This is a genomic window from Histophilus somni (genome assembly GCF_014202395.1).
Taxonomy (GTDB): domain Bacteria; phylum Pseudomonadota; class Gammaproteobacteria; order Enterobacterales; family Pasteurellaceae; genus Histophilus; species Histophilus somni.
The window spans coordinates 11236-29390 of sequence record NZ_JACHGQ010000008.1 but is presented as its reverse complement, the minus strand read 5'-3'; the positions used below and the strand labels follow the sequence as shown (position 1 = coordinate 29390).

At 32.7% G+C, this 18155-nt stretch carries 19 protein-coding genes and 1 pseudogene; 12 read left to right on the top strand and 8 right to left on the bottom strand.

Going from position 1 to position 18155, the window contains the following annotated elements:
• Positions 1–45: 45 nt before the first annotated feature.
• Together HNR69_RS06485 and HNR69_RS06480 are read right to left on the bottom strand one after the other, a co-directional pair.
• Positions 46–840 (bottom strand): ATP-binding protein, encoded by a 795-nt coding sequence (locus HNR69_RS06485; RefSeq protein WP_075293462.1) that lies wholly within the window; start codon positions 838–840, stop codon positions 46–48.
• 16 nt (positions 841–856) lie between these two features.
• Entirely contained in the window at positions 857–2041 is a 1185-nt protein-coding gene (locus HNR69_RS06480) for a tyrosine-type recombinase/integrase (protein ID WP_075293422.1), read from the bottom strand.
• A gap of 199 nt (positions 2042–2240) precedes the next feature.
• Between HNR69_RS06480 and HNR69_RS06475 the strand changes: the two genes are divergently transcribed.
• The 4 genes from HNR69_RS06475 to HNR69_RS06460 all read left to right on the top strand — a co-directional run bounded on the left by HNR69_RS06475 (position 2241) and on the right by HNR69_RS06460 (position 4221).
• Positions 2241–2510, top strand: a complete 270-nt coding sequence (locus HNR69_RS06475) for an AcaB family transcriptional regulator (protein ID WP_075293421.1) — start codon at positions 2241–2243, stop codon at positions 2508–2510.
• A gap of 40 nt (positions 2511–2550) precedes the next feature.
• Positions 2551–3063, top strand: a complete 513-nt coding sequence (locus HNR69_RS06470) for a DUF3158 family protein (RefSeq protein WP_011609868.1) — start codon at positions 2551–2553, stop codon at positions 3061–3063.
• 147 nt (positions 3064–3210) lie between these two features.
• Complete coding sequence (locus HNR69_RS06465) at positions 3211–4008, top strand: hypothetical protein (protein WP_081376608.1); 798 nt, start codon at positions 3211–3213, stop codon at positions 4006–4008.
• Positions 4009–4011: 3 nt separating this feature from the next.
• Positions 4012–4221 carry a hypothetical protein gene (locus HNR69_RS06460; protein WP_011609870.1) on the top strand — a complete coding sequence of 70 codons (210 nt, stop codon included), beginning with the start codon at positions 4012–4014 and terminating at the stop codon, positions 4219–4221.
• Between the two features lie 3 nt (positions 4222–4224).
• Here the strand turns inward: HNR69_RS06460 and HNR69_RS06455 are convergent, their stop codons facing one another.
• Positions 4225–4419: a hypothetical protein gene (locus tag HNR69_RS06455; RefSeq protein WP_075293420.1), complete on the bottom strand. Its 195-nt coding sequence runs from the start codon at positions 4417–4419 to the stop codon at positions 4225–4227.
• 211 nt (positions 4420–4630) lie between these two features.
• Between HNR69_RS06455 and ssb the strand changes: the two are divergent.
• From ssb to HNR69_RS06430, 5 genes and pseudogenes are all read left to right on the top strand, one after another.
• Positions 4631–4888, top strand: a pseudogene (gene ssb, locus HNR69_RS06450) (single-stranded DNA-binding protein); the annotation flags it as partial.
• A 472-nt stretch (positions 4889–5360) separates the two neighbouring features.
• A complete protein-coding gene (locus HNR69_RS06445) occupies positions 5361–6317 on the top strand; it encodes a site-specific integrase (protein ID WP_249967755.1) in 957 nt (318 codons plus the stop codon).
• Between the two features lie 58 nt (positions 6318–6375).
• Entirely contained in the window at positions 6376–7824 is a 1449-nt protein-coding gene (locus tag HNR69_RS06440; protein WP_276321274.1) for a site-specific integrase, read from the top strand.
• A 2-nt stretch (positions 7825–7826) separates the two neighbouring features.
• Positions 7827–9854 (top strand): integrase, encoded by a 2028-nt coding sequence (locus HNR69_RS06435; protein WP_075293419.1) that lies wholly within the window; start codon positions 7827–7829, stop codon positions 9852–9854.
• A 1-nt stretch (position 9855) separates the two neighbouring features.
• A complete protein-coding gene (locus HNR69_RS06430; RefSeq protein WP_075293418.1) occupies positions 9856–10266 on the top strand; it encodes a hypothetical protein in 411 nt (136 codons plus the stop codon).
• A gap of 362 nt (positions 10267–10628) precedes the next feature.
• On the opposite strand, the gene HNR69_RS06425 is transcribed toward HNR69_RS06430, so the two are convergent.
• Positions 10629–11090 carry a helix-turn-helix domain-containing protein gene (locus tag HNR69_RS06425; protein ID WP_075293459.1) on the bottom strand — a complete coding sequence of 154 codons (462 nt, stop codon included), beginning with the start codon at positions 11088–11090 and terminating at the stop codon, positions 10629–10631.
• Positions 11091–11263: 173 nt separating this feature from the next.
• Between HNR69_RS06425 and HNR69_RS06420 the strand changes: the two genes are divergently transcribed.
• Genes HNR69_RS06420 through HNR69_RS06410 form a run of 3 tightly spaced genes read left to right on the top strand, consistent with a single transcriptional unit; the run spans position 11264 to position 12439 of the window.
• Positions 11264–11461: a hypothetical protein gene (locus HNR69_RS06420; RefSeq protein ID WP_075293417.1), complete on the top strand. Its 198-nt coding sequence runs from the start codon at positions 11264–11266 to the stop codon at positions 11459–11461.
• Between the two features lie 2 nt (positions 11462–11463).
• Complete coding sequence (locus tag HNR69_RS06415) at positions 11464–11964, top strand: hypothetical protein (protein WP_075293416.1); 501 nt, start codon at positions 11464–11466, stop codon at positions 11962–11964.
• 52 nt (positions 11965–12016) lie between these two features.
• Positions 12017–12439, top strand: a complete 423-nt coding sequence (locus HNR69_RS06410; protein ID WP_075293415.1) for a DUF805 domain-containing protein — start codon at positions 12017–12019, stop codon at positions 12437–12439.
• Between the two features lie 621 nt (positions 12440–13060).
• Here HNR69_RS06410 and HNR69_RS06405 read toward each other — a convergent pair.
• From HNR69_RS06405 to HNR69_RS06390, 4 genes are all read right to left on the bottom strand, one after another.
• On the bottom strand, positions 13061–14065 hold the full coding sequence (locus HNR69_RS06405; protein WP_075293414.1) for a CBASS cGAMP-activated phospholipase: 1005 nt from the start codon (positions 14063–14065) through the stop codon (positions 13061–13063).
• Positions 14049–15752 (bottom strand): ThiF family adenylyltransferase, encoded by a 1704-nt coding sequence (locus HNR69_RS09605; protein WP_232451735.1) that lies wholly within the window; start codon positions 15750–15752, stop codon positions 14049–14051. The genes HNR69_RS06405 and HNR69_RS09605 overlap by 17 nt, the downstream gene beginning before the upstream one ends.
• Positions 15736–16170, bottom strand: a complete 435-nt coding sequence (locus HNR69_RS06395; protein WP_081376607.1) for a Mov34/MPN/PAD-1 family protein — start codon at positions 16168–16170, stop codon at positions 15736–15738. Before HNR69_RS06395 ends, HNR69_RS09605 begins: the two co-directional genes overlap by 17 nt.
• A gap of 70 nt (positions 16171–16240) precedes the next feature.
• Entirely contained in the window at positions 16241–17455 is a 1215-nt protein-coding gene (locus tag HNR69_RS06390; protein ID WP_075293412.1) for a CBASS cGAMP synthase, read from the bottom strand.
• Positions 17456–18155 lie beyond the last annotated feature (700 nt).

Below are 18155 nucleotides of genomic sequence, written 5' to 3'. Positions count from 1 at the left end.
TCCTTGTAAATAAAAAGACAACTAGATTTTTACTTCTACTTGTCTTTATTCGTTGATTAAATTTTGTGCTTTATTTAGTTTTTCTTTGCTTTGCAATTTTCTTCTGTCTACTCCTATTACTCTAAGGGGTAAACACATTTCAATTATCCTTGAATATATCCTACCTAGCATTATATCCTCTTGTTCTTTCTCAATATCTTTGTAATTAAGATTAGTTGTTATAATTGTTGGTTTTGCTTTTAAGTATCTTGCATTGATTACATTGTAAATTTGCTCTAGTGCATACTCTGTATTTCTTTCTATGCCAAAATCATCAAGTATTAATAGTGTTGCATTGGTTATGCTATCAATATATTCATTACGATCAAGATTAAAACCACCTTTTTGTAGGTCGTTTAGTATCTGTGCAAAATTTCTAACTTTAACTACATAGCTATATTTTGTGATAATTTCATTAGCAATACTGCAAGCTAAATAGGTTTTTCCACTTCCTATATTTCCGTATAAAAGTAGTCCTACATTATCTTTTTTCATTTCTTCAAAATGTTTTACATAGTTTGTTGCTTTTCTTAGTATTTCTTTATCTATATTTTTATCACAATGTTCAAATCTATAACTATGTTGAGTTTTCGAGATAAAACAGTTTTGTCTTATTCGCTCTTGTTCTAAGAATTTTTGTCTTTTTTTCTCTTGTTCTTCTGCATCTCTTACGCATCTACAGGCTACTTTGAAGATAAATTTCTTATTCGAAAAATCAAGTGGCTCACTATCTATTCTTTCATTACATTTTTTACAATAAAAACAAAGGACAGCATGATTTAACGTAACAAAAAACGACAAAAAAACATTACAAAAATCACATATTCCTACAAGCCTCAACGAAATCGCCCCATTTTTGCATAGCCTCTACACGCTGATTAAAATAGCTAGTCCGATTATAAGCCTTACTCACCTGGCTCCCCGACTCATGAGCCAAACAAGCCTCAGCGACCTCAAAAGCGACCCCATTATCAGCAAGCCAAGTCCGAGCGAGCGACCGCATCCCATGGGGAGTCATCTTATCCTTATATCCCAAAGCCCGATAAAAAGCCTGATTAGCCGTATTGGCTGAACAATGAGAATTTTTATTAGAGCGATGAGGGAAAACAAAAGGCTTATCAGCATTAAACTTACGCAACTCCAACAACAGAGCAACAGCCTGAGAGCTCAACGGCACATCATGGGCCTTATTCATCTTCATATTCTCAGCGGGAATACGCCAAACCGCATTAACAAAATCCACATCAACCCACCTGGCAGTAACAACCTCATTAGCCCGAACCATAGTCAAAAGCTGAAATTCAATCAAAAGCCGAGTCTGAAAATCCAAACGAGAGCGAGCCAACACACACAAAAATTCCGGCAACTCATCGGCACGAATACAAGGATTATTAACAGCCTTAGGCCGAGGAAAAGAACGCTTAATAGGAGCCAAAAGATTAGCACTCCAAACCCCCATATCAACAGCATGATCGCCCAACTCCCGCAAATCACGGGCCACCTTCTCCCCCATATGAGGTGCACGCTCAAAAATAGCCTTAATAACCTCCCGAGCCTCAAACAAAGAAATATCCAAAACCTCCCGCTCCCCAAAGTGAGGCAACAAATAACGCTTAAAACGGGCTAACCTATCGCGTAAATGTTTCTCGCTCAAACGCATCCCCTTAGTAACATGCCAATCCTCAACAACCATAGACAGAGTAAAAACAACCCTCTCCACAGGCTTAAATTGTGCCTTAAAATTCTCAACAGGATCGACACCTTGCTCAAGCAAAGAATTAAAAGAAATAGCCAAAGACAAAGCGGACTCAAGAGACATCACATCAGCATTTCCCAAATTCTTCTTCTTAATAGCCTTAGTAACAGGATGCCGAAAAATATAACGATAAGATTTAGTCCCCTTAGGAGACATAACCAAAAAAAGCTTATATCCCAAAGAAATCTGCTCTTGTTTCCCCGTAGTTTTCAGTTTATCGACAAAAGATTGATTAATTTTAGCCATCATCTAACCTCATGATTTAATTGAATAAACAAGCCCAAAAGATCCCAAATGATCCCTAAAAAATCCAAAATTAAAATTTTGTGAGTAAAAGCTCACAAATTAGGGATCATTTAGTAACAAAAAGGCACATAAACACAGATAACAAAAAAACAGAGAAAACACAGAAAAAACGCAAAAATGCTTATATTTCAATGAATTAATGATAAAAAATGAAAGAAAAAAGACAGAAAAAAACAGAGAAAAGAAGAGCTCTGGCGGTGAGAATTATCGTCATTCAGGAATTACTCGCCACGATGCAATCGAAAATAATGCACGTTATAAAGCAGCAATCAAACGGATGAAATATGAATTATCCCCCGAAATTTTATCTGGGGAAAAACGTGCAAATTTTGCTCCAGTTATAAAAAATACCTCATCATCTGATGCTGAACCGGAACAAGATGAATTTGTTGAGATTGGCTCAGCGTAATTAAATCAAATAAGAATGGCACAGTGCTAAGAGGGAAAGAATGAAAAATGAGTTAATTCCAAAAAGTATGTACCGTGATTTGGCGGTGCATACCCCACTTAATTTGGTATTGAAACAGTTTTTTAGTGAGATAGCTGATATTGAGGATTGTGAGCAATTACAGCTATCACTTTATCAGGTGAGAGAGTATTTAATCAGCCAACATCAAGATATTGTCAAAAAATTAAGAAGTAATGATATTACAAAAGCCTTAGGGTTTCGTTTAATGCAGGACAAAGCTTCTTCCTCAGGTGGGCATTTTTTACGTTGGCGTATCACTACTGGGAAAACTAATCAATCCGCTGAAAAAGGCAAGTTGATTTGGAAAGGACTTATTGAAGATAAAGCGGTATCTGACGGCATTAAAAAACGCATTGCTCAGATGGAAAAAGAACGATTAGTGCTGAATATGCAAATGTCGGTATTAAATTCGATGATGAGACAATTATCCGCAACTATTGATAAATTAGCTGAAATTGAAGACCTTACTCAAGGTGAAATATCGTCTAATTAAAAAGTTTGTAGTGCCGGATTTTCAGGTTTGTACTCATTGGATTTTCAAGGTTTGTACTCGCTGGATACAAAAGGCCTTTTAAAGGTAAGGGGACAAGCCCCTTACCTTAACGAAAAAAGGAGCCTTTCCTTTAAATTGGAATAAGTTATGAAATTTGATATTGATTCTTTATTAAATAGTCCGGTTTATGAAGAAATGAGAACACCACTTTTCTTGCGTGTGATTAAAAATCCGCCTCCTTGGGCATTTGATATTATTCAACCTTGGGAAGATCCTTATCGCTCACTTATGGGAGCATTTGTTCGTCGTCACTATTGGACGTCACAAGGTTCAATTAATGTATTTCAAGTGATAGGAACAGCCCATCAACAATACCAAAATCGCCCCTGGATGGATTTATTAACATCCGGTAAGCGAATGGATATCAACCTTCCCCTGCAAGATAAGAAGCCGGAATATTATCGGGCAACAGAAAATAAATCACCGTCAATGTATTTTAATACCCTTGATGGAATGAATTACTACATTGGTCAAGATGGTAATCATCGAACTTGTATTGCAAAATTTATGTTTTATGAAACCGGTGAGACCCAGTTACATGGTGTCACTATCAATCATTATGATATTGATGAGATGTTTTACCAAATGTATTGCGAACTAAATGATAAAATTAAACGCTTTGGTTTGCCGGTTATTCTGACAGCTGAGTCAAAATTAATAAAACGAGAAGATACAGCCGGTTGGATGATTGATTATTTTCAACCTTATTTGATTTGGAAGGAATATGATGAAGAAAGTCATCATGAATTACTCGAAGAACTAAATTTTGAACAAGCCAAAAAAAAGCTCGTTGAAGTCACATCCCTGTTATCACTAAAAAAACAAACAAAAGATGTGCAAAAATCGTTATTACAGCGGTTTAAGTCTTATTTATTCAAGGGGTAATTTATGATTAATGTAAAAATGACGTTTACAGTCGAAATTGATGGTGAAACCATTGTTCAGCATCAAATTAAAGAACAGGCAGAAAAACGCTCTTACTTTTCACAAGAGCGTAAATTAACGAAAGAAATTATAAATAGGATGAATGAGTTTCATTCTGAAAGATGGCTCGACGCAAGACCTTGGGACAATTTTACAATAGATAAAAATCCGTAGGTATTATCGATTACAGATTTTATAAATAGCTTTTGCTAAGGTATTTAGTTTAATCGCAATAAAATCTTCCTGAGAATAGGGTGATTTATCCCATTCTTTTATAAGGTCGTTTGGATTTCTTTCTCCTAAATCTAGTGACAAGAGATTTGAGGCTGCAATAACGGCTTCACCAAAGGTAATACTAAGTTTTTCTGACATATTGATTTTCCTATTTTTGTTGTGGTAGATAAAAATGGAAATTCAATATACCACATTGAGTCGGTGTGGCTAAATAAGCGACTCACATATTGGAAATTCATTCCAACAGAATTTTAATTAAATGATTTTTTCTTTACTCGAATCACGTTTAATAAACCTAATTTAATTCGTTGAAGGAGTAAATACGATGGCCGGTATTAATAAAGTGATTATTGTCGGAAAATATTTACGCAAAGGCTCGAAAGTCTATGTTGAAGGACGTCTAAAAACCCGTAAATGGCAAGATCAAAACGGGCAAGATCGTTATACCACTGAAATTCAAGGCGATGTATTACAGATGTTAGATAGTCGGAATGTAGCCAATAGCGTTGAGGGACAGGCTAGTTACCAAGCTACTAATCAATCTGCAAAAACGATGACTCAACAAGAGCTACCGCCTGATAATTTTGACGACAATATCCCATTCTGAATTCCATATACATAAATTATGTAAAAATACATCATAATAACCAAAGAGAAACCTTATAAAACAAGGTTTCTCTTTTTTTACATTAATTTTGACACAATATCTTTAATTTGATAGTATTTATATATGAGATTTTTGTAAATTAAATAGATATGCATAGATTAGAAACAGTCCTTTTTTCAAATGGAGAACGTTTTCCTCTATTGGTTAATGTGGAAACTGGTATTCCTGATTTTTATTCAACCTTATGGGTAACTGTAGAACTACGTAATCAATCCGCAGTAAACACAATTAGAAATAAGCTGGGAACTATACAGTGGATAATGAATTGGGAAAAACAGAATAATCTTGTTATTAGCGATCTAATTCATAACAAAGTACTCTTAACAGAAAACGAGTTAGAATCTCTTATTCAACATATGAGAATAAATGTAAAAAAGCAAAAGAATGTAATCAATACAAAAAAAGTGTGTTAATGAAAGGCAGGAGTCAATTTATTGATATTTATTCTTCAGTATCTCTTAGTCATCAATATAATAGACTAACAACGCTTTCAGAATACATATTATTTCTATCTAAAGTAATTAATGTATCTAACGAATATATCGAAAAATTGATGAAACTAATTAAGTTAATTAAAGAGTCAAGACCTAAAAATCATAAAACATTATCTATAAAACCAGAAAGTGAGCTACCTGATGGATTGTTAGATGAGTTTATGTCTATTGCGAACTTTTCTAATCCTAATAATCCATTTCAAGATATTGGAATCAGAAAAAGAAACCATTTAATGTTTATCTTATTAAAGGAATTAGGGATTAGAAGAGGAGAACTATTATCAATTCAAATCCAATTTATTGATATAGGAACAGTTAAATCCTCAATCACAATTAGACGAACGCATGATGATAAATTTGACACAAGAAAGAAACAAGCTGTAAGTAAAACGAAAGAGAGACGTCTTCCTATTTCGCAGAAAATAGCTCAACTTATTGATGATTACATTATGAATTATCGTTCTAAAATTCCACACGCAAATACACATCCATATTTATTTGTTACTCATCGAAAAGGAAAAACTCAAGGATGTCCAATTAGTACAAGTTCTTTTGATAATGTTATTGTACCAACAATGAAAAAAGTAGATCCTAAGTTCTCTATCATTCACCCACATATTTTCCGTCATGAATGGAACTTAGATTTTTCACGAAAAGTAGATAAGAATAACCAGAATGTAGATAATGATTCTTCACATAAAGATTTTATTTCTCCTGAAAAAAAAGCCAAAATGAGGCAACATCTTATGGGGCATACATCAGAAAAATCAGGAAATATTTATAATCAACGCTATATTAGAGAAAAAGCAAACAAAATATTATTAGATCTTCAAATTGAGTTCCAAAAAAAGGTTGATAATTATGAGTCAGAATAAACGTTTTAGACAGTCAAGAGATGGGTATGCATTTGATAAAAATGAAAACTTTTAGCGTATAAGTAAAGACAACACAATTAACTTTTCTCAACCCATATTAAATATAAATAAAAAAACATTAGACGGATTTAGAAAAACATTAGCAATATATGCCGAAAAATACTCAAGTTATCACGTATCTCAAATGTATCAACAGTTTCAACGATTAGTAATTTCAACTAATTTAGAAATCATTGATGTGCCAATAATATTGGATTGGAAAAATAAACTAGGAAAAGAGCATGAATGGTATTTAGGAGCATTAAAGGTTTTTTTACTGTCATGGCATGAGTATGGTTATTATGGAGTTGATAAAGCTGTTGCAGCTCTACTAGAAAGCTTTACATTGAGTGGAAATGAGAAAGGTAAATCGGTATTAATGAGGTGCCCTTATACAGGAGCATTTACTGAAAATGAAATTTTGGCTTTAATGGCTGAACTAGCTAGACTTTGGAGAGAAGAACTTATTTCATTTGAAACATATGCATATATTCACTTACTTCAAACTACAGCTAGAAGACCTATTCAAATACGCCATTTAAAATTTGAAGACCTAAGAAAGGAAATTTCTCAAGGAACATGGAATTATTTTTTAAATATCCCTAGTGCCAAAAAGAGAGGAATATTATTTAGAGAAACGTTTAAAAAGCTTGCTATCACAGAGGACTTATATTTAATTCTCCTAAATTTTATGGAATATCAATATAAGAAATTGCTTAGTCTGGTTGATGAAACCTTTATTTCTGGTTATAAAATGAAATTACCAGTGTTTATTGGTTGGAGCTGTTTGAAGAAGAATATCAAAAATAGGAATTTTGATCTTTCATTATTAAACAAAGATATTTTTCATTATTCAGCTTCTTCATTGGAGCAAAATGCATTACGAAAATTCTGTATACATCAAAAAGCTGTTTCAGAGCGAACAGGTGAAATCATTCATGTTAATGCAAGACGTTTTCGTCATACAAGGGGAACGAATCTAGGAAGAAAAGGAGTTGGAGCAACGATTATAGCAGAACTCCTAGATCACACAGATACACAGAACGTCAAAGTCTATACTGAAAATACAGCTGATACAGTGCAATACATTGATCGTGTTATAGGTGCTGAAATGGGAAAACTCGCTCAAGCCTTTACAGGTAAAATTATTTCTAACTTAAATGAAAGTGAGAGAGGGTACGATCCAACATCTTTAATAACCAATAACGGAATAGATATGATAGGTGCTTGTGGAACAAATGATTTTTGTATAACTGGATATGAAACTTGTTATTTATGTCCTAAGTTTAGGCCACTCATTGATGGCCCTCATCAACAAATCTTAAATAAGTTGTATGAAGAAAAGGAAGAACGTTTAAAACAAACTAAAAGTATAGATTATGCATCATCCAAAGATCGTATTATTTTAGCTGTTGAATATGTTGTTCAAGCTTGCAATGATATGAAAAGAACTATGGGAAGCCACTGATTATGAACAATCTAATTTTCACTCCAAAAGATAATAATCCTAAATCTAATTTAGAGCAATTTATTAATTTCAGTAAAAATCAGCTTACTATCTTTGGAAATGATTGCTGGGAAAACAACCAATGGAAAACAACATTCAGCATTTATCCAGTTCAGGTTCGTTTTTCCACAGAAAGAATTAAATCTACAGCTTATAAATATGAGCCATTAGCTGTACCATTCATTGAATTTGCCAAAGCCTATATTCGTTATACTTATTCTCTAAATCCCATTCGTAATTTAGCCAGACATATTGAATCTTTACGTATAGTTGAAATGGCTCTCTATAATATTAAAGGAAAGGCTGACATACTTCAGCTTGATTATTTAGTTATTCATGAAGTAGAAAATATCGTATCAAAAAAATATAAAAAAGGTACGAAATCAGTCAATAAATTAGGTTATCAAATTCAAAAATTATTTGATTTTTGTAGAGAAAATCAAATTACATCTCGACTACCTTTATGGGAAAATCCTTATAAACGCCCTAGAGATTTGACTATATTACTGGATGAAAAAGGAAAAGAATACCGTTCAAGTAAAATGCCAACTGATGAAGAAATGATGCTGGTTGCTAAACTCTTTCATGATGCCCCCAATTTAGACAAAGAAACTGAATATTATACAGCTGTTATGGCTCTACTTATGGTCGCTCCATCTCGTTGTTCTGAGTTGATGTCTTTATCTGTTAATTGCTTAGAATGGGAAGAAGATAGCTTAGGAAACAAACAACTAGGAATAAGATGGCAACCTGTAAAAAATGGAGTAGCAGGGTTAAAATGGGTTCCTAGTAGCATGCAAGATGTCGTAATTGAAGCCGTTAATCGTTTAGTAAATATTAGCAAACCTGCTAGAATTGCCGCTAAATTTGCAGAAGAATACCCTAATAAATTCATGCTAGCACCATCAGATAATTATTATCCAAATCAAATACTAAACGAAAAACAAATTGGTAAATTATTAGGAATTAATGGAAATAATGGAATTAATACGAAATGGTTTAAATCTTTGTTAAAAGAAAATAATGGAGCTATTACACTCGATGTTTTAGGTAAATTTGTTTATCAAAAATATACATCAAAATTTAATCATTGGCCATATATTGATAAAAATAAGCATGTAAAAGCATCAGAGGCTTTACTCTTATTCAGAGAGAATGAGTTTCATGATGACGTTATTCCTAAAAATTTTTCTTTTGTTTTACCTACAGTTAATCAAATTAATGATAGGTTTTGTTATTCAGAAACAAGACCAAAAACATCGTTATGGGAAAAACACTGCATAGGTACACAAAAAGGAGAATTTATTAAGTTACCTTCCCATAATGCCAGGCATTGGTTAAGTACCAAATCTGAACGAGGTGGAATGGATGAACTAACTTTAGCTAATTGGGCTGGGCGTGCTAGAGTTGCGGATAATAGAGCCTACGATCATAGAACAGAAGAAGAGAAAAGTGAATCAGTACGTAATTTACTTATTCCTGAAGATATTTCTATATTAGATAAAATTCATCTTAATTTACCTGTTACTTATGAAGAGTTGGGAAAGGATATTATTGGAATTGCGACCGTTACGGAGATTGGGATCTGTGAACATGATTATGCCATGTCTCCTCGTGTGCGCCATGGGGATTGTGAAACATGTAAAGAGCTTGTCTGTATTAAAGGTTTAGAATCTTCTTTAGAAATCTTAAAACAGCGTGAAACTCAACTAACTGAGCAATTTAATAGAGCCAAAGAACATCACAAAATGGGAACTTTTGGTGCAGACCGTTGGGTTAGTAGTTTGGGGTGGAGATTAACTCACATTAGAACTAAAATTAAATTTTTAGAAAATGAGCAAATTCCAAATGGCGCTTTATTCAGAGTACCAGATAAATATGATCCATCACCTATCAAACAAACTTTATTAGAAAAAGGTATGGATATAAATATTGCCAAACCTGAAACTGCAAAATTAGATGATGACTTGTATAGATTAATGGAGCTATAAAATGCCTAAAATTTTAATTACTGAAAATAATTTAGAAGAAATTATACAATTAATTTATTCTTGGGAAGGCAAATTAACTTGGACTCTACTCTGTCTTAAAGTTGCTGATTTACTAGAAGTTAAAAGTATAGAGCGACAATCATTAGCTAATTACCCTGATATACAAAAAGCGTTTAGTAAACAGAAGCAAAAAATAAAAGAAAGTGCTAAAGTTAATCCTGAACGGAATGTAACCTTGGATTATCTACAAAAACAAATCAATAGTTTAAAAGCTCAGGTACAACGTTTAGAAGAAATTAATGAACGATATAAACAACAATTTATTGTATGGCAATATAATGCGTATATGCATGGAATGACAGAAGATAAACTAAATAAACCGCTTATTGCCGTTAATCGCCAACATAGATAAAATATTTTATATTTCAAAAGTATATTTTTATGAAAATGCTTCTTTTTAGCGAAAATGAGGTACGTCTAATACAGTGATTAGTAGAAAATTATGAAAAATAACAATAGCTCTATTTTTTATAATAGCTACTCTATATAGATTTGGATACATTAAAAATGCTTTAGATAAATAATTGTGTAATAAAGTAGTATAGCTTGAGATTAAAGAAGCATCAAAAAAATTTATAATGCTAATTCAGAGCTGAAAACAGGCAATAAATCAATTTATGATTGATTTTGGTGATGGCCTAAACGATCATCGTTAAGCTAAAATGGGTGTTTACACGGAATTTGGGACAGGGTTAGCTGGTCCTTAAATACGTTTTATCTACTATGATTGTTTTTACTGTTTTGTTTTAATAGAGCGATAATTTCTTTTAAAGCATGAATTTCAGCATCTTTCTGTTCTACCAAGTTTTTTGTCCATTCTTCTTTATCAGCAAGTAACTTTTGTGTAGAAACTAAAACCTCTTGACTATGAGAAAGCGTTAATCTCAATCGTTCAATTTCAATCAATAGAGACGATTCTCCCACACCTTGATATATCGCACCTAATACAGGTGATTCAATTTGAAAGCAGATATTCTTACCATCAGACTGCATCAACTCAACAACATCAATATCAAAAACTTGGGCTATCTGCTCCAGTTTATCTAAATATAGTTTCGTTTCGCCGCGTTCAATTTTGGCATAGCCATTTAATGACATATTCAGCTTTTCAGACATTTGTTCTTGCGACCATGCTTTAGATTCTCTGACTTTTCGGATTTTTTCGTTCACACTCACCGTATCACCCACTATTAGGTTAGCTTACCCACAACTAGGGAAGCTAATTGACACTACCTGTTGCTAGTTAATTTATAAGTCAAATTCTATCATAAAACAACTAAATTACACACGCCCAAAAACATATCTTCACTCAAATTTAATCTATCAAATTAGGCATTTAAGGAAAAATTATGAAAGAAATCATCTACTTTTATCTCATCGTTGGCTGCTACGTTGCTCACCGAAAAACCGCTGGGCTTGACGTTAATTCTCCCGATTTTCTCAAAAGTTATTTAAAGATAGTGTGTACATATCCGAAAGACCTGTTTGCAAAATTTCTTAGCAAAAAACAATACGAAGATAATGACACGCAACAATCTAAGGAGTAAAAATGGCTTTTAATAAATTTGGGAAATTTATTTTTCCTGCTGTTGTGACTATTTTTACGGTAGATACATTATTACCAATAGTTTCTCCATTACAAGCGATACCTGTCTTTCAAGGAGAAATGGCGTGTGACGATTATGCGGTTGAAGAAGCCGTACGTTATTATATTGATAATGGAATTAGACAAGACAACGTTCGTTTAAATGATGCAGCCCAGTCTATTATTAGACATACAAACTCTAATATTGATAGGTCTAACCCATTATGGAATGCATTCGCTAATGCATTTGAGGGTGCGGGTCGAGAAGTAGAAAAAACAACAAGAGAAGGAACCAAATACATTGTATTTTCCTCTTTTGAATCAAAGGAAATATCAAATCAAAATGGAATAAAAAGATGTAGAGTGTTAGCTAATACTGTGAGTAATACTATGACTGGCGGTGCTAACTATATTACACATAATTACATTGTTAATATTAAAAATGGTCATGTTACCGTTGAATAAATATTGAAAATCGATTTTTTTATACTTATTTAATTTCAAATAGAGGTCATTTATGCTTAAAGAAAAATCATTGTTTACTTATTTTTTAGAAGCATTTACAAAAAATTACGCTAATTTCAAAGGGCGTTCTAGACGTAGAGAATATTGGGGTTTTGCTCTATGGTATTGTGTTATCTTTCTTGTCTCGATCGTTCTGGCTATACTAACAGGGATTGGAACATTATTGCTTGGTGCATTCATTATTATTACTATTGTCCCCTCTATTGCCCTTACTGTTAGGCGATTACATGATATTAATTTATCAGGGTGGTTCGCTTTATTTCTCTTGGTTTCGCTCATTCCGGGAATAGGCGAAATCATCGCGCTTGTTATATCAGTTGTTATTGGGGTAATTCAGGGGAATAATGGCACTAATAAATTTGGGGAAGATCCTTTAATTGATAATCAAGCGATAACGGACAAAACCAATAGCTAACCAACTAAAAAATATTAAAATAATACTAAGCAATCCTATAGTGGGTTGCTTTTTATTTGGCTAAATATCAGGTTAGGGATACATTGAAAACTCGTTCTTAGAGGAAAACATCTTCCAAGAACAATCACAATTTGCAACGAATCAATTATTTAATCCTAGCATTTCCTTATTGGAAGCAAGACAAACCAATAGGCGTAGAACCTTGTATTTGTATCAAGATTCTATTTTAAGTTTGTCGCTATTTTATTTAAAAATCCACGAGTTTCTTTGTAGTGTATTAACGGTATTCGAGGCATAAACGCTTTGAGCTGACTTGACTTTCTCAAGTGGGCGATTTTTTGTCCCTAGCGTTTAGCAAACTCTCGAATACCTTGTACTACACAAAGAAGTTCACAATGGCTCAACATCATTTATTGACAAACAAATCAAAAAATGTGACTTTGCTGGGATAATAGGGCAAATTATCAGTATAAAGTACAAATTGCCCATTTTTTAAATATGGCAAATAGGCAAAACGGCTCTCAATAGGAAAATAGCCCAAATTACGGTAGAGAATTATACCCAAAATGGCCACGATAAGCGTGAGTATGTCCTATGTGGATAAGGTGAATATAACTTTGACTATTGATTTTTATTTTTTCCTTCATAAAATATAGGCGGAATAGCTATTTCATCAAAAAATGCCAAAGTTTCGGAGTTTCCAAGTGCAACTTTTGAGGACCGGCTAGCATTTCCTTTAAGGATTTGTTTTGCCTCATTGGTGGTCTCATCTAATCCAACATAGGGGGCTGAGCTGTGAGTTAAGTTTTCATCAATAACAACAAAATTATCCTTAATCCTGTGTTTGACCAACTGATTCATAAATAATTGTTGAGAACTGAGCGTAATATCAATAATGTTAGGAGCGGCTTTTCTAATATCTCCTTCCCCCCAGTCGGTCAAGCCACCTTTTTTATTGGTCTTTGGATTGATAGTTTTCTTAGATGATAATGTGCCAATAGATAAGATTCTGACTTGATTTATAGGGTGTTCAAAAAAGATTTCGGCTTCGTGTAACCCAACCAAACTTGGGCTATTAGCAAACAATCCACCATCAATATATTCATTTTCTCCAATACGATGGCGTTTAAAATAAGTTGGTGCCGCCGAAGTTGCTAATGCCACATCAACAATCTTCTGTTTCCAATCTCGCTTAAATGTATCGTGATGAGCTGTTTTAAATGTAACAGGGAAGCTCGTTGTATAATCCACAGCTGGAATAACTACCGGATGCTTTAAATCACCAATTAAAGCATCACCAAACCAGTCGACTAAAATATTTTTTAAAATGGCTGAATTATATTTTGCCTTAAATATGCCAATACAAGATTGTTTCTTAAAAATTTCTTGACCTTTATTATCAAATATTTTGGCAATTTCTTCAGCAGGAATTTCATAAGCTAATGCCAATGCAATAATACCGCCAATCGATGTACCTGTAATTAAATTAAAATAATTGGCAATACAGTTATTTTTACTTTTATCTTTTAAATAGTTTTCCAATTCTTTTAATACTTCAGCAGTATATAAACCACGATAACCACCACCAGATAATGACAGTATTTTAAAATCAGATTGATTTTGCATATTTTTCTCCACAATAAGGGCAGTTTACGTCTGCCATAATTAACATATCATTGATTTTCTCATTTTGATATTCAGAGTTGTAACGGGTTTGGTAATTATTTTTTACCATACCGGTTTCTAGCCATTCCAATATCATATTAATACCCAATGAGCTTGCCATCATTCCACCAGATACGGCATAGGGTGTAAATGCCGAACAAACACCAAAGCGTTGTTCTTTGTTTAAATTTCTAATTGGTAAAGTACTTTCAAACAGTCCATTAGCCGATGTTCCCAAGCATTGAATACAGCCACCTTGATGATCTTGCAATTTTGCATCATGCCAAAATCCTTGTACACATTCGCCATTACCAAAAATCCACAAATGTAATAAATTTGGGCGAGATTCTAATGGCATTTGTTGCACTAATTCATTGAGATATTCTTGTACTTCAATACTACCTGTTGCATCCACAATTAAATCTACTGGATTATCCATAAAATATTGAAAGTTATAATCACTAATATTATTATCCTTAGTGTTTAGCTTTTGTATTTGATTAAAAGTTTGCCTTTGTGCATATTCTTTAAATGCTTGAGATTTACTTTTTCCAATATATTCAATACCTAATAAATGTCGCCCAATATTATCAATACTTAAAATGTCATTATCAATAATAGTAAATTCATCATCAATACCAGCACCGATTTTGATCAAGGAATCTGCCATATATCCACCAATTGATCCCAAACCAACCTGAAAAACTTTTTTACCTAACAAACCATTCTGTGATTTCTCTGGCAGATTTCTCAAAATACTGGTTTTTAAATCAATTAAATTCACCGTATGAAACACTAATTTTTGCTTCAAAAATTTTTGATCTAAAAAATCTTTTAATAAATTATGTTGGAAATCATTCCATTCAAATGACACCCCCATTAACTTATTTTTCCAATTAATTAGTATATTGACCGGTTCTTTTTTATGTTTTTTGTTTAGATTATATAAATAATGTTCTAATTTTTTGTAATTACAGTCATCCCATTTTTGTATAAAATCTAGAAATGACTGAACAGTAACTTGATCATTTTTAAATAACCCTAAAAAATTTGGATTATTTTTGTTGTTAATTTGCAAATAAAAAACATTATTTTTATTTTTTGAGTTTAAGAAATCATAATTTTCTTCATTTTTAATAATGTACCAAGAATGATTTTTATCATTAGTTAAATCATTCAAAACAATAACCATTCCCCAAAAATCTTCTGAATACTCTTGAATATATTTGTTTTGATCTAACAATTTAACAAAAAAATTCATCAAATATTGCTCAATTACCAAAATAAATTTATCAAGATCATTTCTTGGTATGATCTGACTGTTTTCCATAAAATAACAAACGTAATACAACTTATTATTTGAATAAGTAATTTGTCTTTTCTGCAAATGAGGTATAGGCTGGGTAATATGTGGGAAATTTTTCTGTAAGAGTAATAGTTGATTTTCTGTTATGTAAATTTTAGGAAAATCCAACAATGCTGAATTAGAAAAAATCAAACAATATTCAATTTTTGTATTCCCTACAATAATTTCTTTTTTATAACAGATACTTTCATTACTTAATTGGCTATTTTTAAAATCTGAGAACGAGATTGGTTCATATTGGTGATAAGACAATTTTTCAATAATTTTATTGCGATGATTCATCGTTTTCTAATACCAACTTAAAAAATACATTATTAATACGAATATTTAGCCAATCGTTGCTATGGACTTCACTACTACAAATCCAAAATAAGTGAATATTTCTATCATAGTAGGTATTTTTAGGTAATTCATTCCAACTATTCAAATCTGTTTTTGATGGTTTTGGATAAATTTCTGGGTGTGTATGCCATTCTCCCAAATAATGCCATTGATGATTAGATTGTTTATTTAATTTTTTCAATAAGTTGAAATTGTAATCAGCTGATTTTTGTGTGCGAATACATAAAAAACGACTGAGTTCATCAAATGGTGTTGGCGTGGTAATTGCTTTGACCCAAAAAGCATTTTCCCAAACCAATCCAACAAGCAGTCCCAAAGATTCAGACTGCCTGTTTGTTTTTGACGATACGTAGTTAATTGAGTGATAATATGGTTATCTATACGCACAATAAAATCACTATCAACTGCTTGCCATTCTGTATAATCCATTAGCCTTGCCTTAATGGGACTTGTGGGGTGATGTTTGATTGCTCTAATGGCGGTGTATCAAAAACAGCTTGCCGGGAAGTTTCAATCAAATCCTCATCTTCCGGTATTCTGCTACCCCACTCATTTATGATGAATTTTAGTGCTTTGGTTTTATCAAAATTATTTAAACTCGCCATAAAATTCCGATAAAGTTTATCAGCATATTGGCCGGCTTCAACTCTTTCATCTCCTTTCATGCGATTAAAATCTTCACTTTCGTGTTCTTCAATGTTTTCATAAACATTGTCATTCAAAGCATTTGGTAATTTTTCTAAAACTGATAATAGTGCTAAGTCATCACGATATTGGTAATATTGATAATGCTTGCAGGCAATAATCATCAATAAAATAGAACTTGGCTGAAAAGATTTATCTGCAAATTGCCAATCACGCCACGCCTTTAAGTAGCGGCAAATTGCTCGTAATTGCTGACCGTTATTTTCTAAAGACTTTAATTTATCGACAAACCATTTGCGAATCAGTTCACAGTCGCTTTCTTGCCAAGTACCATCTCGTCTTGCCATATGAATCATTTGAATATTTTTATCCATTAAAGATGCTTCAGCAAATGATCTGATATTAAAATCTTCAAATGCCCACTCAGAATAATTTAAACTTTCATTAATAGCAGTCGTACTGTCCAACGACACTAGTAATTCATTGCGTTCTTCTAAACTGTCAAACATATCATCAGGAACCGCATAAAGTGGAATGTCCATATGGGCATCCCTTCTGATTTTAATGCGAATACACGGTGATGGGGCAGAAGTATCTAACTGCCAATCATCATGTTGACGACATAAATCGCTTATTATCGATTCTACTTGCTCAAAGTAATTTTTGGCTTGCTCACTTGCACCAGCATCAGGATTAAAGCCTTCAAATGCACGAACAGGCAAATACACCCCATAATCAAAATCCATTTCTTGACCTTGTTTGGCCGGCAAATTGCAAGTGCCATACGCCCACGATCCTTGAATGCGAAATTTTGGGGCAATATTAGCAATTCCTTGTTGCTCCAAAAATTCCTTGATTTTGGTCTTTAAGTGGCTTTTAACATCTTTTTTAACCTGATTAAAAAAGTTTAAGTCCTGTTCTGTTGGGGTAATCTTTTTCTTAAAACCAATCTTTTGGTCTACAAAAACACGATGAAGATTGTTTGTATAATGGTTCATATTTCACCTCTAAATAACATACTGTATAATGGGATTATCAGCAATAAATTTCAAGCCAATTTGACATTTGATTTATGTTTCTTTTTGCAAAAAACACTGTCTTCCCAGAGGGTGTTTCCTTATCACCTCAAAGAACATTATCCTGTGCATTTATTGTATTTAAAACATCATTAAACAAGGCGTGACCGCGAGCATATTTATGTGGTGATTACCTATCTTTGGATCTTCGCCATTAGTCTAGATGATGCACCAAGATTGGTGGGAAAGTTGTCGAAATTGAAAGATATTGGGAAAAGGGTGGAAGTGGAATAGGGCTGATGAGCAGATTGAGTAACTGAGTCAATAAGTGTAAAAACAGCATAATCAAATTTAGTGATACTTCCTATAAAGTTGAACGTAACTGATGCCAATTTCTACTACGACTTGCCAATTTTTCGTGCTTTCAATGGTTTTATGAATAAATATTGTCTGCTTGACATCTCATAGTAAGTATGAGGTGTAAAAATAAAATCTGAAATCTAGTTTTTTTATGTTTTATTTTTACATATTTATGTTTTGAATTGCAATATTTATATCTAACAATTTGATTTTTAACTAGTTTTATGATTTACACTTTAATATGATATAGAAACAACCATTTTAAATACTGAAACGTACAGTCTTACGTTGGTCCAGCGTAATCAAATAAGTGGACACCATT